Source organism: uncultured Cetobacterium sp., from assembly GCF_945952365.1.
GTDB lineage: Bacteria > Fusobacteriota > Fusobacteriia > Fusobacteriales > Fusobacteriaceae > Cetobacterium_A.
In genome coordinates this window covers 1-16,274 of record NZ_CAMFHX010000015.1, presented here as the reverse complement: position 1 = coordinate 16,274, position 16,274 = coordinate 1, and the positions used below count along the sequence as shown (strand labels likewise).

Here is a 16,274-nt window from a genome sequence, read left to right as displayed (position 1 = left end):
AGAAGTTCACCTTTACAAACGAGCCTAAGGCCGACGGCAAAGATGTTGTAATCCTGTGAACAGAAATATTGTGACGCTGCCATAACAATATTATAAAATTTTGTTATTTTTTATTAGTTATTTAAGCGTACTTTTGTACGCTTTTTTTTATTTAAAATATAAGGAGGATGATAGTGGTAATCAATACTTTTAAATTCGGATTTTATTCTTTTGTGGGAATTTGGCTTTTCTTAGTACCGATGGTAATAGGAGGAGAATCAGGGATGTTATTAGGTCACATAAAGAGTCATATAGTAGAAAGATATGATGATATAGTGAAAATAGTGACAGCAGGATTTGCTGTGGTCACCATCTTTGGAACGATTCTAGGAATGAAAAGAAAAACTTTTAATGATAAAGTTTTAGACGGATTTTTTGTAAGTAGTAAATTTGTAGCTGGAATAAGAATATTAGGGGCTTTAATTCTAATTTTAATAACATATAATTTTTTACCAGAAAGCTTGAGTAGAGTTGTTGCAGATGAAGCAACAGGACTTATGATGATAGATGAGTTACTACCAACAATATTAGTAACATTTTTCTTAGAGGTTATGCTTATACCGTTACTGACTTCTTTTGGATTGGTTGAATTCATAGGAACTTTAATAGCTCCTTATATGAGAAAACTATTCAAAGTTCCAGGGTATGCAGCAATTGATGCTTTAGCCTCGTTTGTTGGAGATGGAACAATAGGAATCGTAGTAACAGATCAACAATATGAAAAAGGGTATTATACTCAAAAAGAAGCTGCTATTATAGCAACATCTTTTTCATTAGTTGGAATTTCATTTGCAATAATGATGGCGGATTTGCTTAGATTATCACATATTTTTGGATATTTTTACGGAACAATAATAGTATGTACAATTTTGACAGGTGTTGTAATATCTAGAATGCCGTTGAAAAAGTTTAAAGATAGATATTATAAAGAGGGAAAAGCTCCTAATGAGAGAGATACGAGCATGAATTATGCTATTAGATTAGCTTCAGATGTAGCTGGAAAAACTAAAGCTACAAAAGTTTTAAAGGATTCTTTTATCAAAGTTTTAACGATCTATGTCACGTTTACTCCTGTAATAATGCTTGTGGGAACAATAGGTTTAGTATTAGCTGATAAAACAAACTTTTTTCAAATAGTTACAGCACCAATGGTTCCATTTTTAGAATTTATAGGGTTTGAAAGAGAGATAGCTCAATATATGGCTCCTTCTATGATAATAGGAATAACTGATATGTGGCTTCCGGCTGTATTCATAAAGGATTGTCCAAGTGAATTAGCTAGGTTTGTAATTGGAGGATTAACTTTTTCACAGTTGATATATTTTAGTGAAACAGGAATTATTCTTATGAATTCAAAAATTGGGTTTAATTTTTTTGATGTTATGAAAATATTCTTTTTAAGAAGCGTAGTTGCTTTTCCGATGATATATGCAGCGGGTTTATTTTTGTTGAAAATAGGGTTGTTAGCAAATTAAAGTTTCAAAATCTAAAGTATAAAAATAGAGGAAATCTTTTCTTTATTTAGAAGTAGAATAGAGCTATAGAAATAACTTTTTATATAAAGGGAGGAATTTATGAAAAAAATATTGATTTTTTTAACTTTGATTTTAGGAAGTTTGACATTTGCTCAAGGACAAACATTGATAGTTGGAATGGAGTTAGCTTACCCGCCGTTTGAAATGTCAAATGAAGAGGGAAGACCAACAGGGATAAGTGTAGATATGGCTTATGCTTTAGGAGAATATTTAGGAAAAGATATAATAATAGAGGATATGGCTTATGGTGGATTGATTCCAGCTTTAAAAACAAAGAAAATAGATATGATTATATCTTCAATGTCAGTAACAGAGGAAAGAAAACAATCTGTCAATTTTTCAAAACCTTATGCTAAAAGCTATTTAGCGATGTTAGTAAATAATAAATCAGGGATAGCAAAAGCTAGTGATTTGAATATGAAGGGAAAAAAAGTTGCTGTAAAAAAGGGAACAAGTGGACACACAGTAGCTCAAAAATATTTCCCAAATGCTGAGATTTTAGTTTTTGATAAAGAGAGTGCAATTATATTGGAAGTTTCTCAAGGAAAAGTTGATGCTTTTATATATGACCCTCTTACAATATATAAAAACTGGGAGAGAAATCAAGATACGACAACACCTCTATTAGAACAATTTGAGACAGAGTCACAACCTTGGGCAATAGCTTATAGAAAAGGTGAAGAGGATTTAGGTGCTCAGATAGATGAGTTTATAACAGAGTATAAAAATAGTGGAAAGTTTAATGAGTTAGCTGACAAATATTTAGGTAAGGAGAGAGCTTTCTTTAAAGAGAAAAATGTACCTTTCTTCTTTGACTAGGAGTATATATGAGAATACTAAAAACTATATTTTTTAAACCTGAAAAAGAAACAGAAAATATATTCGTAAAATGGTTTAATATAATTTTAGTAACAATAATCGTTTTAGGAATTTTTCATTTTGCTTTTAGTAGTATAGATTATCCCTATAATTGGAGAGGGATAATTACCAAATACAGATATAAATTTATTTTAGGATTTAAGATGACTTTAATGATATCAGTATTTTCTTCAATCTCAAGCTTTATAGTTGGAGCTCTTTTGGTTTTAGGTCAAAAGGGAAGATTTTTACCGACATATTATTTTTCAAAAGGATTCACGGAGATGATAAGAGGAACTCCTTTAATTGTTCAGATATATCTATTCTATTATGTAATAGGAACAGCCTTTGGTATAAATAACAGATATGTTATGGGAATATTAATAATGGGGATTTTCTCTGGAGCTTATGTGTGTGAAATTTTAAGAAGTGGAATTGAAAGTATTGATAAAAGTCAGCTAGAAACAGCAAAGGCTTTGGCTTTTACAAAGTTTCAAACGTATAGATATATTATTTTACCTCAGGTTACAAAAAGAGTGATGCCACCACTTGCAGGACAGTTTGCAAGTTTAATAAAAGACTCATCTTTATTATCGATAATAGCTGTAAATGAGTTTACAAAAAATGTTCAAGAGGTTGATTCATTGACATTTTCACCTATAGAAAATTACTGTATTTTAGCTGTAGGGTATTTGGTATTAACATATCCAATATCTCATCTTTCGAAGTATTTAGAGAGGAGGTATAGCTATGGAAATTAAAATAGAAAAACTTTCTAAAGCTTTTGGGGAGCAGATTGTTTTAGATGAGATTGAATTAGAATTGAGTCAAATTCACTCTTTAGTCATAATAGGTCCCTCAGGTGGAGGGAAGTCCACACTTTTGAGAGTTTTAGCAGGATTAGAATCGATAGATAAAGGTAGAATAGTTTTAAATGGTGAGGTTGTTCCTGAAAAAGAGGAGAGCCTTCATGAATATAGAAAAGGAATAGGTGTTGTATTTCAAGCATTTAATCTTTTTCCTCATTTGACAGCGTTAAAAAATATTTTATTGCCATTAGAAAAAGTTCATCAGGTAAATCCTGTTGAAGCAGAAAAAAGAGCTTTAAAACTTCTTAAGAGATTTGGACTTTTTGAACATAAAGATAAGTATCCCCATCAACTCTCAGGTGGACAGCAACAAAGAGTTGCAATTGTTAGAGCGATGGCTTTAGAACCTAAAGTTTTATTACTTGATGAACCTACATCTGCTTTAGATCCAGCTTTGACAAAGGAGATTTTAGAAGCTATAAAAGAGTTGAGAAAAGATAAAAAAGATATGATTTTAGTAACTCATGAGATGGAGTTTGCTAAAGGTGTTGCAGATTGTATTATTTTTGTGAGTGGAGGAAAAATTATAGAGATCGGAATACCAAGTGAAATATTTTCCAATCCCAAAACTGAAGAGTTGAAAGCGTTTTTAAAGTTATAAAGCTAAAAAAGCATAGTGATACTATGCTTTTTTCATATTATATTAGACTAGGAGAAATAGATGAGAATATACAAAAAAGAACAAATTTTGAAATTTTTTAAAAATTTAATAGTGACAGCGATTATTTCTATTTTAATATCATTTTTTGCACATTTGATAGTAGAGAAAAAAATATTATTTATACAGATAATAGAAAGCTCGATAAAAATGTTTTTTAGTATTTTACCAATTGTATTTTTAAAAGAAAGGAATTTTTTATTTAAGGACGGACCGTTAAAAGCAACCATTTTGATTCTATATTATTTAATTTTAGTTCCAATAATTAATTTTTCTTTAGGTTTAAATGAAAATGAGAGTTTAAAATATTTTTTCTATTTTCTATCGTTCTTAAATGTGATACTATTAATACTGTCTCATATAATTTTGCTAAAATATGTAGTGGCTGATTTTTTAAGAAGAAGGAGAAGAGTTGTAGCCTCAGATGTAACTGTTGTAATAACAACATATATTACGATTGCAATTAGTTTTGGGCTGCTATATACACTTCTTACTTTATTTAATGATAAACCAGTATTTAATGGAATAGATCGAAGTTTAGGAGCTTTTCAATTTTACTTTAAACATATATACTTTAGCTTTATTACTATAACGACAATAGGGTATGGAGATGTTTACCCTCTAACAGCATTATCTCAATTTCTTGTGGTTGTTGAGATAATAACAGGACTTATACTGACAAATGTGATTCTAGGATTGGTTATCGGTTCAGGAATTTTGATATCTAAAGATCAATAAGGAGAGAAATAATGAAATTTTTGAAAAAAATAGTGCTATTTTATCTATTAAGTTTATCTATTTTTGCATCTCATTTACCAAATAGAGTTAATTCTAAAGAAGCTAAGGTAAAAGAGATTGAAAGACAGATTGAAGAATTAGAACTGAAAAGAAAAAATTTAGAAAACTTAAAAGCTACATTTTTAAAAACTACTGATGAAAATAGGCCAAAAGTTGGATTGGTATTGAGTGGAGGTGGAGCGAAGGGTGCTGCACATATAGGAGTTTTGAGAGTTATTGAAAAGTATGGGATTCCAGTGGACTATGTAGTAGGAACAAGTGCTGGAAGTATAATAGCAGCGATGTATTCAGTGGGATATACTCCAGATGAGATAGAAAAAACAGTTACTGATTTACAGTTTTATGAGCTATTTAGAAATGCTTCAAATAGAGATTTAGAAAGTATTGTTCAAAAAACTCAATCGAATAAATATCCTCTTACAATATCGTTGAATGAAGATTTTAATTTATCACTTCCGATGGGTGTTTTAAATGGAGAGTATATCTATTTAGAGTTGAAAAAAATATTTGCTAGAGCAGAGGGAGTAAAGGACTTTAAGGAGTTTCCAATTCCATTTAGAGCGATGACAACAAATCTGCAAACAGGAGAGTCTGTAGCAATAGATAGTGGAGATTTAGCTTTAGCAACACTGAAAAGTATGGCTATACCAACATTCTTAGACCCTATAAGAGATGGGGATAACTACTATGTAGATGGTGGAGTTGCAGATAACTTCCCAGTGATACAAGCTATAAATATGGGAGCGGATGTTGTTATAGGTGTTGATATAGCAGCGGATCCAATAGTTATAAGTGATAATTCAAATATCGTTCAGATACTTGATAAGTTATCAAGTTATATGGGAACTGAGAAAACTCAAACTCAAGCTCATCTGCCAGATATTTTAATAACTCCAGATGTTAAAAAACATAGTACTTTAAACTTTGATAATTTATCAACTTTAGTTAAAGAGGGAGAGTCAGCAGCTGAAAGTTTAGATTATGCTCTTTTAAAATTAACTGATAAAGAGGAGTTTGATAAAATAAAATCAGAAAAAGAGAAGTTTACTAAAAAAGAGTTTCATATAAAAAATATAAAAATATCTGGAAACGAACTTTTAACAGAGAAAGAGGTTCAAAAGTTAAAACCTGTTGATGGAGAGATGTCAGTTCAAGATTTAAATCTATGGATAGAAAAAATATATGCTAAAACTTTTGTAGATAGAGTATTTTACAGTGTTGAAGGAGAAACGTTAAAGTTGACCGTAAAAGAGAAGTTAGATACAAAGCTTAAAGCGGGAATGTTCTATATATCTAACTATGGTGCAGGATTAGAGGCTGTAGCTGAAGTACCAGTTTTCAATAAGTTTAATCTTTCTCAAAAAAATTATACTTTAAAAACTGAGTTTTCAAGATATCCAAAAATATCTTTAACAGATATGACTCAATATGATTTCCTAAATCATAAGTTGATAGTTTCAGTAGATCTAGGTTATGGTCTAAATCCTATCTTCTTATATAGAGATGGAGATAATGTTTCAACATATAGAAATGATACGTTTATTACGAACTTGTCAGTAGGAACAACAATTTTTAATAATATAATAGCTGGATACACTTTAGGCTTTAAAAATATGGATACATATTATGACTCTGGAGAAAAAATAGAAAACTTCTCAGAGTTTAAAAAAGATGGAAGTTATATTTCAAATACCTTTAGCTTCTACTTTGATACTATGAATCAAGCAGAGTATGCAACGACTGGTTCAAATGGATTGTTACAACTGTTTTCAGAATCAAATGCTAAATCAGGGGAAACTTATGAAGGGTACTCTGCAATGGGAACGAAATATTTCAGTTTAAGTAAAAACTGGTCTTTAAATACAGGAATTCGTGGTGGACAGATGTATAACTCTGAAAACACACCGCTATCTGAGTTATTTAATCTTGGTGGATTAAGAAATAACCCTATGGGAAGAAGTTACTCATTTGTAGGGTTACCTATAGGAGCTGTTTATACAGATAACTTCTTTATGGGATCAGCTGGATTGCAATACACAATAGTTCCTAATTTATATTTAAACTTTAACTATAATGTAGGAACATATAATTATAGTTCTGGATTTGAAACTAAAAATGATATATGGGATAGAAGTGAACATGGGTATGGAGTTGGAATTGGTTGGGATACATTCCTTGGACCAATGGATTTCTCTGTATCAAATGACGTTTTAAATGGTGGAACACTATTCCAAGTACATATAGGATATGTGTTTTAAAAAATGAAAAAGTCAGAGTTAAATACTCTGACTTTTCTATTTGGATAAGATTATACTTTTGAAATTTTTATCAGTTTACTTCTAAAATCTCCAAGATTTTCTAAACTTTTAGGGTTATGTGCATCTAATCCCACTTTTCTAAATTTAATACCAGAATTCATAAGTTCATCACCATAGAAAACTTTTCCTAAGATATCTTCATTTTCTATAGAATATTTAAAACTAGGATTTAATCCAGCAGCAAAAGCAGAATCAAAACCAGGATTTGGAATAGAGAGAACTCTATAAACACCTAATATAGCTTCAGATTGATCTTTATTTACCATAGCCCAAGAGATATTTTGAAATTCACCTTCAAAAGGCGATTCTATTCTGTAAAATGTTCCAAATTGTAGAAGTTCTCTATTCTCTTTAAAGAAAATAATTTGTTTTTTAACCTCTTCCATCTCTTTTGGAGTTATCTCGTTAAGATCAAGCTCGTAGCCAAAAGCACCAAAGAAAGCTACATGTGCTCTTGTATTGATAGAAGTTACTCTACCTGTTTGGTGGTTAGGAACAGCTGAAACATGTGCTCCCATAGCTGAAACAGGGTAAACTACAGATGTTCCATATTGAATTTTAAGTCTTTCAACTGCATCAGTGTTATCACTTGTCCATATTTGAGGCATGTAATAAAGCATTCCAGGATCAAATCTATTTCCACCACCAGCACAAGATTCAAATAGTATTTCAGGAAAAGCAGTAGTGATTTTTTCCATAAGTTTATAAACACCTAAAATATATCTATGAGCTGCTTCACCTTGACGTTTACCTTCTAAAACACCAGACCAAACATCAGTCATATTTCTATTCATATCCCATTTAATGTATGAGATTTTAGAATTTTTTAAAATGTTAGATATTTTTTCAAATAGGTATTCTACAACCTCATCTCTACCTAAATCTAAGGTAAGCTGATTTCTACTTAAAGTAGGTTTTCTATTTTGAATAGAAAGAGCCCATTCAGGGTGAGTTCTATAAAGATCACTATCTGGATTTACCATTTCAGGTTCAAACCAAAGCCCAAATTTTAAACCAAGCTCTTCAACTTTTTTAGAGAGACCCTCTACTCCACTTTCTAATTTATCAAGATTGCTCCACCAATCACCAAGCCCAGCAGTATCTCCATTTCTAGAACCAAACCATCCATCGTCTAAAACAAATAGTTCAACTCCTAACTCTTTAGCTTTTTTAGCAATTTGTAAGATTTTTTCTTCATTGAAATCGAAGTATGTTGCTTCCCAGTTGTTGATAAGAATTGGCCTAGCTTTATGTTGCCATTCACCTCTAATAAGATGATTTTGATAGAACTTATGATAGTTTTGACTCATCTTATTTAATCCACAATCAGAGTAACATATAACAACTTCTGGAGCTGTAAAGCTCTCATCTTTTTCTAAAATCCAAGAGAAGTTGAAAGGATTTATTCCCATATTTAATCTAATATGGTTATAGTGATCTTTTTCTACTCCAGCAATAAAATTACCACTATAAACAAGGTTAACTCCAATATATTCACCTTTGAATTCATCGGCACCATTCTCTTTTAAAGCTATAAAAGGGTTGTTGTTAGAGCTACTTGCACCTCTTTTACTATCAATAGTAATTTTATTTTGATTTATAGTATTAGTAACAATATTTCTTTCTCTAGCCCAAGCTCCAGAAAGATGAAGGAGCTCGTATTTTTTTTGATCTATATCCATACTAAAACTTAAAAATCTTTCTAAAGTTAAATCTTCATCGCCATTATTTGTGATACTAGAACTTCTAGTTATAATAGGAAAATCCCTATATATAGAGTAAGTTAAAATAATCTCAGAGCTTAAAAGTTCATCTTTTAAAGTTATTTTTAAAGTTTTAACTGCATTTTCTTCTGAAATATATGTATGAGGAAGCCCGTTTAAAGAGGGTTTTTCATCTAAAATCTCATACTTTGAAAATTTAAAATTGGTTACTCTGCTTCCATTTTTTTGTAAAACTACATAAGCTGGTTCTTTATAATCTCCTGTTCCAAAAGATGGAAACTCTTGTTTTAAGCTATCTAATGCAAATCCAGATACGCCATCAATCTGTTCTGGAGTATAAGGAACTTGGTGTTCAAAGATTTGAAGCATATTTGAAAAATCATCTTTATGATGTAATCTTTTTCCAAAGTAAAGATGTCCAAGGTCTCCGTTATCCAAAACTTTTAAAATATAACTGATAGAATCATTTTGTAAATGAAACTCAGAATTAGAATTAACAAATATATTCATTACAGTCGCTCCTATTTATTTTTTAGTTTATCAAAATCCTCTTTCATTTTTTTAGAGGCTTCTTCGACAGTAAGTTGGCCAGAGATTATACCAGCTCCAATAGAACAAAGAGTTTCCCAAGCTCCACTAGGCAGATACTCTCTATCAAAGAATCCAACATATTGATATTTATCTCCTAAATCATAGCTACTTTCAAACTTTCCAAGATCACTTTTAGCATTTGTAAGACCAGTAGGTAAAACATTAGCTGTTGCCATTTTAGAGATATTTTCAGGTTTTGCAAGATAATCTAAAAAGTCTAAAGCTTCCTTTTTATTTGGAGAATCTTTCCAAGCTCCAAGCGCTAGTCTTTCACCTGTTATAAAGTATGATTTTTGATCTCTTTCTTTAGTAGGTAGTGCAATAAAGTCCATTCTTGCATCTGGATTGTAAGTTAGCCCTTCTCTAATCATAGATGTTCCAAAGAAAAGAAAAGCTGCTTTTCCAGTTCCAAGAGCTCTAGCTGCATCATTTCCAGTTAAAGCATCTCTATTTATGTAGCCATTATCTTTTAAAGTTTTTATAAATTCACCTGTGATATTCCAAGCTTTTTCGTCAAATATTCCATTTTTTAGATTTTCTCCTTGAGGGTTGTCGTTTGTTAAAATAATTAACCCAGGTGCAATCCAGTCATATATATTTCCGATAGATGCTGAATCTTTACCACCTAAGTAGATAGGAGTCACACCAATATTTTTTACTTTTTCTAAAGCAACTAGGAAATCATCCGTTGTTTTAATAGTTTTAGGATCAACTCCAGCTTTTTCTAAAACATCAAGATTATACGGTAAACCAACAATATCTACATCTAAAGGTAGAACATAAAACTTTTCGTTAGTATCAGTGATAACAGGTTTTATAGCTGGGCTTACATATTGAGCCCACTCTCTATCATTAAGGGGTTCTAGATATTCTTTATATCTATTAATCGACCAACCATGTGTTGCAAAAATATCAGGTAGAGAGTTTGTTGCCATTTTTGTTTTCATAGTTTCTTCATAATCAGAGCTTCCTGGAATAAAATCAATTTTAATTTCAGGGTTAGACTTTGTATATTCATCAATAATCTCTTGAAGAGCTATAGAAGAAGGCTCTTGAGCATGAGAGTTACTTGTGATAACTAAAGTTTTTTTCTGAGGTGTATCCTCAGATTTGTTACAACTTAAAAGTAAACCTGAAAGAGCTAAAGATAAAATAATTTTTTTCATAGATAATTTCTCCTTTTTTATTTTATTGAACCACTTGTCATTCCTGCAATAAAGTATCTTTGTAGGAAGATGTATAAAGTAACAATCGGTAAAACTGCTATTATAGCTCCAGCTGCAGCCGCTCCTAAGTTAGATGATGAGTGACTAAAGAATGAGGAGATAGCTAAAGTAACAACTTTCATTTTTGGTGACTGAAGTAGATAAACTGAGAATTGATAGTCATTCCAGATTCCAACTCCAGTTAGGATAATAACTGTTGCAGTTATAGGCTTTAAAAGTGGAAAAATTATAGTGTAGAAAGTTTTAAACTGACTACATCCATCAATCATTGCAGCTTCTTCGAGCTCTCTAGGTATAGTGTGTATAAAGTTACTATATAGGAAAATACTTAGAGGTAGATTGAATGTTGTTAGTGTTAAAATAATTCCCCAGTAAGTGTTTACACCATGAATTTTTGTCATAATTGTTAGTAGTGGCACTAAAATACTTAGAGGAGGGACCATCATAACAGCTAAGATTAGATTTAAAACAATCTTATTAGTCATAGTTTTATGACGAGCTAGTGGATAAGCAGCCATAGCTCCAAGCAAAGTTATCAAAGTGATTGATAATGCTGTTATAAAGAAACTATTTCTCATAGCTAATAAAAGTTCTGCTTTTTCAAAAGCGAAAGAGAAGTTTTCAAAGAAAAACTCTTTTGGTAAAAACCATCTTGAACTCAAATCACTTTTCTTTTTTAATGAAACAGTTAAAGATATATAGATAGGAATCAGATGTATAAATCCTAGGATAAAAATTAAGATAGCAAATCCTATTTTTTTTAGATTTTTATTCACTATAGTTCACCCTCTTTTACAGTAAATTTCTTTTGAATAATAATAGTTATAGAGACTATAAAAATAAATAGAACAAGTCCCATAGATGAAGCGTATCCAGCCATTTGAGATCTAAAGTATGAAACATTTATAAGTGTTGATAAAGAGTTTGAAGCGTATCCAGGACCTCCATTTGTTAAAGCTTTGATAGTATCAAATAGTTTTAATCCTCCAATAAGATTTAGAGTAAAACTAGTTATAATAGCTGGCTTTAAAAGAGGTAGAGTAATATATTTAAATTGTTGAATAGTACTTGCCCCATCAATATTTGCAGCTTCATAGTAAGATTTTGAGATAGACTGAAGCCCAGCTAAATATATAATCATTGAAACACCACAATATTGAAGAGTGTTAACAGCAACAATAATCCAAACACCATAAGATGGATTTCCAAGCCAATCTCTAGGTTCCAAATTAAAGAAAAGAAGAATATCATTTAGAGCGCCATCACTGTATTGGAAGATAAAGTACCACATATATCCCATAATAAGTCCAGAAATTAATACGGGTAGATATATTATAGCTCTAAGTAGATTTCTACCTTTAAAATCTCTATTTAATAGAAGAGCATAACTAAGACCTAAAACTTGTTGGAAAAGTGTACTTCCTAAACCGTAGATAAGTGTATTTTTAAAAGCCATATAGAAATTAGCATCTAAAAATAAACTTTTGTAGTTATTGAAACCAACATAGTTAAAATTTTGAGAAAATCCATTCCAATCAGTAAAGGAAATTCTTATTCCATGTAGAAATGGGTAGAAAACAATACCTATAAAAAGAGCCATAGCCGGCCAATACATGTAGTTAATTGTTTTTAAATTTTTTAAGCTCATAATATTCTCCTTTGAATTTTCTTTATTTTCTTACTTTGTGAAAGCGTTTTCATGAAAAAGTAAAAAAATATAATTGTTCACTTAAAGTTTATAACGTCATTTATATCACATAAAGTTTAAAAATTCAACAATGATTTTAATTTTAAAAATAAAATAGATGCTTTACATATTGATTTTACAAGAGTTTATACTAAAAAATAAATTTAAAAAATAAAAATTGTTGAAAAATAGAAAGTTTAGTAATATAATAAAAACAAATTTTGAAATAGGTATACGATTTCATGAAAAAGGGAGTTGTTTCATGGTAAAAATGAAGGATGTTGCTCTTAGAGCAGAAGTATCTCAAGCGACTGTCTCTAGGGTAATAAATGGAACTAGTTATGTAGAACCTCAGACGAGGCAGAAGGTTTTAGATGTTATAGCGGAGTTAGGATACAAAGGAAATAGTGCTGCAAAATCACTTTCGAGTAGAAAGAGTTCAATAATAATTGTAATTTTACCAGATATAGTAAATCCATATTTCTCAGAGATGTTGAGTGTTATAGAGGATGAAGCTTATCAAAGTGGATTTGAGATTATGTTTATGAATAGCCAAGGGAATTCTCACAAAGAGAAAAAATTGGTGGAAAATTCTCTGAAGTATAATCCAGCAGGGGTTTTAATCTCTCCTTTAGATGGAGATGTTAGCTATCTGAAAAAATTCTCTGAAGCAGGGGTTCCTGTAGTTACAATTTCAACCCTAACAGAAAGTTTTTCTGGAGTTGCTATAGATCATAGAGTTGGAGGAGAGTTATTAGCTAAACATTTTGGGAGCTTAGGTCATATAGATATAGGTTATATAGGAAATAAAGATGAGAAATTTGAAGGGTTTAAAGATGGATTAAAAAGTTTAAACATACCTTTGAAAAATAAAAACTGTATAGAGTTTTATAATTACTCTTCTGGGAATTTAAAAGAATTAGTTTTTAAAACGATGGAGAAACACTTAAAAGAAAATGGAGAATTTAAATTTAGTGCAATATTCACAGGAAATGATATAGTTGCTATGGAAGTTATAAACTTTTTTAGAGAAAAGGGTATAAAGGTACCTGAAGATATAGCAGTCGCTGGATTTGATAACATAAGTTTTACAAGCTATCTTTCTATAACAACTGTAGCACAACCTGTTAGAGAGATTGGATTTTTAGCTTTTGAAAGATTGATAAATGAGATGAAATTAGGAGTTAGAGAGTGTAAGCACATGAAGATATTACCAAGATTAATTCCTAGAGATACAACAATAAAAAAAATAGTTTAGTAAAATTAAAGATAAGAATTTTCTTATCTTTATATTTTAAAAACAAATGTAAGCGATTTCATATTTTCTTGATTAATTTCATGAATGTTAAAATAAAAAATAATAAGGAGAAAGCCGATGAGTAAAAGACCATTATTTCATTTTACAGCAGAGAAAAATTGGATAAATGATCCGAATGGATTATCATATTTTAATGGAGAGTATCATATGTTTTATCAGCATAATCCAGAAAATTGTTACTGGGGAAATATGACTTGGGGGCATGCTAAGAGCAAAAATCTTTTTGAGTGGCAACATTTACCTCATGCACTTTATCCAGATTCTGAAGAGTTCGGAGATGTAGATGGATGTTTTTCGGGAAGTGGATTAGTGGAGAATGGAGAGTTGTATCTTTTTTATACAGGAGTAAAGATGCTTACAAAGCAAGCTAATCAATTTGGTAATACAATAACTATTGGATCTGATGACTTGCTTCCTACTCAAGTTTTAGCTAAAACTAAAGATGGTGAAAATTTTGAAAAGATAGAGAAGATAGAGCTTTTTATTCCAGAGGAGTGTTCAAAGGCTCATGTGAGAGATCCAAAAGTTTGGAAAAGAGGAAAGCTTTGGTATTTAGCAATAGGAGCTAAAGATAATGAAGGTGGAAAGATTTTAATATACTCTTCTAAAGATATGAGAAAGTGGGAACTTTTTAGTAAAATTTCAGAGAAAAATATGGGATATATGTGGGAGTGTCCTGATTTATTTGAGATTGGTGGAAAGGATTTGCTTATGTTTAGTCCAGAAGGAGTATCTGAGGATGGACAAAAAAGTATATCAGGATATTATTTAGGAGATTTTAACTATGAAAATGGAACGTTTGAGCATGAAGAGTTTAAAAGAGTTGATTATGGTTTTGAATACTATGCACCACAGAGTTTTGAGGATGAAAAAGGAAGAAGAATTATAATAGGATGGTTAGTTGGGCATGCACCTTTAGATGGAGAGGAGTGGAATGGGATGATGACTTTGCCAAGAGAGGTTACATTAAAAGATAGCAAAGTTTTGACTTTACCTGTAGAGGAGCTGAAACATTTTAGAAAAGAAAAAATAGCAGAGTTTTCAGAAATTTCTAAAGCTAAAAATTGCTATGATATTGAATTGAGATTAAAAAGTTTAGATAACTTTAGTATGACTTTATTTAAAAATGAAAAAGATGGATTAAAGTTAAATTACTTTAAGGAGAGGGAATCTTTCGTTTTAGATAGAGAGGGTGTTATAAATAATTTTACACCTCTTACAACTTTCGGAACTTTAAGAGAGTGCAAAATTTCTGAAAATAAAGAGATGAATTTAAGAGTGATAGTTGATAGATGTGTTGTAGAGATATATATAAACGATGGTGAAAAAGTGATGAGTGCCGTTGTAAATCCTAGAGATAACCAAATTGAGATAGAGGTTTTAGGAGAGATTTTATCGAAAGAGATTTATATTTTAGAAAAATAAGATACAAAAGGAATGAAGAGAATAATTTTTTACTCTTCATTCCTTCTATTATTAAAATAGATAGATTTTGATAATAGACTCCTCATTATTTTTCCAATTAATAAAAACTGAAAAATCAGAGTTTTTAAAATGTAAAATTTTGTCATCTTTTAAAAGAAAAAGGCTTTGAAGGAACTTTTCGCAAAAAACAGAGGTATCTAACATAATTCCGGGTTTTATTTTTTCAAGCTCCTGAGTGAAGCATTTTTTGAGTTCTTTTGGAGAGTTAAAAACTTTTTTTATATATACAACTGGTTCAGTATCTTTTAAATCTAACTTTTTAAAACTTGCTTTTAAAACCTCATCAAAAGTAAGTGCACTTTTTTTATAGAGTTGCTTAATTTTAAAACAAGTTTTATATGTGATATCATACCCATGGTTTTGAATACCATTTTTTAAAATCGAATAAACCTCAGCAACATCTTGTAAATCACTTTTAATCATAAATAGGATACTTCTCAATTTCAAATCTTCATCAGCTTCCCACATCTCATCTTCAAAATAGAAAGCAATAGCAACGACTTTATTATTTAAATTACATCCAACTTTAACTTTATCATATCTAATTTTATAAGAGGCCTCTAAATCTTTAAGCAAAGGTTTTAGTATATTTTTTTCAAAATCAAAAAAACGTTCGTATTTACTATCTGAATTTAAAATATCTTTAAACTCTTCTAGTTTGACTTCAAATCGTTTTTTTAAAATAAAATTTTTAAGGAAGTAGCTGTAAAATTTATATGTTGGCTTATTTGAAAAACTGTATAAAATTTTTACATATTTTGAATACTTAACCTCTTTAGGTAGATGAATAAAAGTCATTTTATTAGATATAAGGTATGAGTTTATAAGATTAAAAGCTCCCAAAATATCATCAGATGAATCATTGAAATTATATAAAATAGATTTTTTAGATAGACGTTCTAAAAATAGGTTGGTTTCTTGTAAGTCTAACTTTAGAAAGTTTAAAATTTCTTCAGTAGGAATTTGAACCTTTAAATCATCTAATTTTAAAAAGTTTTTTAGTAGATAGTTTAGAAAAGTTCGTTCAGTTTTATTCAGATTTGAATTTAAATTAAAGATAAAGTTAGCATTATTTATTCTTTTATTAAAATTTTCTAGTTGATAATACATAAATGCCGTTACCAAATACTTATAAAACTCTATAATTATTTTAATAAAATATATAAAG

Annotated in this window: 13 protein-coding genes; 8 read left to right on the top strand and 5 right to left on the bottom strand. The window is 30.1% G+C overall.

Going from position 1 to position 16,274, the window contains the following annotated elements:
* The first annotated feature begins 173 nt into the window (after positions 1-173).
* The 6 genes from Q0O83_RS06920 to Q0O83_RS06895 all read left to right on the top strand — a co-directional run bounded on the left by Q0O83_RS06920 (position 174) and on the right by Q0O83_RS06895 (position 7,015).
* Positions 174-1,514 (top strand): nucleoside recognition domain-containing protein, encoded by a 1,341-nt coding sequence (locus Q0O83_RS06920; protein ID WP_294095555.1) that lies wholly within the window; start codon positions 174-176, stop codon positions 1,512-1,514.
* 99 nt (positions 1,515-1,613) lie between these two features.
* On the top strand, positions 1,614-2,393 hold the full coding sequence (locus tag Q0O83_RS06915) for a transporter substrate-binding domain-containing protein (protein ID WP_294095552.1): 780 nt from the start codon (positions 1,614-1,616) through the stop codon (positions 2,391-2,393).
* Between the two features lie 8 nt (positions 2,394-2,401).
* Positions 2,402-3,193 carry an amino acid ABC transporter permease gene (locus tag Q0O83_RS06910; protein ID WP_294095549.1) on the top strand — a complete coding sequence of 264 codons (792 nt, stop codon included), beginning with the start codon at positions 2,402-2,404 and terminating at the stop codon, positions 3,191-3,193.
* Positions 3,183-3,902, top strand: coding sequence for an amino acid ABC transporter ATP-binding protein (locus Q0O83_RS06905; RefSeq protein WP_294095546.1), 720 nt, complete (start codon positions 3,183-3,185; stop codon positions 3,900-3,902). Before Q0O83_RS06910 ends, Q0O83_RS06905 begins: the two co-directional genes overlap by 11 nt.
* A gap of 60 nt (positions 3,903-3,962) precedes the next feature.
* Positions 3,963-4,697, top strand: a complete 735-nt coding sequence (locus Q0O83_RS06900) for a potassium channel family protein (protein WP_294095544.1) — start codon at positions 3,963-3,965, stop codon at positions 4,695-4,697.
* Between the two features lie 11 nt (positions 4,698-4,708).
* Positions 4,709-7,015: a patatin-like phospholipase family protein gene (locus Q0O83_RS06895; RefSeq protein ID WP_294095541.1), complete on the top strand. Its 2,307-nt coding sequence runs from the start codon at positions 4,709-4,711 to the stop codon at positions 7,013-7,015.
* Between the two features lie 50 nt (positions 7,016-7,065).
* Here the strand turns inward: Q0O83_RS06895 and Q0O83_RS06890 are convergent, their stop codons facing one another.
* Genes Q0O83_RS06890 through Q0O83_RS06875 form a run of 4 tightly spaced genes read right to left on the bottom strand, consistent with a single transcriptional unit; the run spans position 7,066 to position 12,264 of the window.
* On the bottom strand, positions 7,066-9,309 hold the full coding sequence (locus Q0O83_RS06890; protein ID WP_294095539.1) for an alpha-galactosidase: 2,244 nt from the start codon (positions 9,307-9,309) through the stop codon (positions 7,066-7,068).
* An 11-nt stretch (positions 9,310-9,320) separates the two neighbouring features.
* A complete protein-coding gene (locus Q0O83_RS06885; RefSeq protein WP_294095537.1) occupies positions 9,321-10,556 on the bottom strand; it encodes an extracellular solute-binding protein in 1,236 nt (411 codons plus the stop codon).
* A 17-nt stretch (positions 10,557-10,573) separates the two neighbouring features.
* Positions 10,574-11,392, bottom strand: coding sequence for a carbohydrate ABC transporter permease (locus tag Q0O83_RS06880; RefSeq protein ID WP_294095535.1), 819 nt, complete (start codon positions 11,390-11,392; stop codon positions 10,574-10,576).
* A complete protein-coding gene (locus tag Q0O83_RS06875; RefSeq protein ID WP_294095533.1) occupies positions 11,392-12,264 on the bottom strand; it encodes a sugar ABC transporter permease in 873 nt (290 codons plus the stop codon). Before Q0O83_RS06875 ends, Q0O83_RS06880 begins: the two co-directional genes overlap by 1 nt.
* 301 nt (positions 12,265-12,565) lie before the next feature.
* Here Q0O83_RS06875 and Q0O83_RS06870 point away from each other — a divergent pair, with 301 nt between their 5' ends.
* Both Q0O83_RS06870 and Q0O83_RS06865 read left to right on the top strand, forming a co-directional pair.
* Entirely contained in the window at positions 12,566-13,561 is a 996-nt protein-coding gene (locus Q0O83_RS06870; RefSeq protein ID WP_294095531.1) for a LacI family DNA-binding transcriptional regulator, read from the top strand.
* Between the two features lie 117 nt (positions 13,562-13,678).
* Positions 13,679-15,046 (top strand): glycoside hydrolase family 32 protein, encoded by a 1,368-nt coding sequence (locus tag Q0O83_RS06865; protein ID WP_294095529.1) that lies wholly within the window; start codon positions 13,679-13,681, stop codon positions 15,044-15,046.
* 51 nt (positions 15,047-15,097) lie between these two features.
* Here the strand turns inward: Q0O83_RS06865 and Q0O83_RS06860 are convergent.
* Positions 15,098-16,274, bottom strand: a 1,177-nt coding sequence (locus Q0O83_RS06860; protein WP_294095527.1) for a hypothetical protein, incomplete at its 5' end; no start/stop codon positions are given.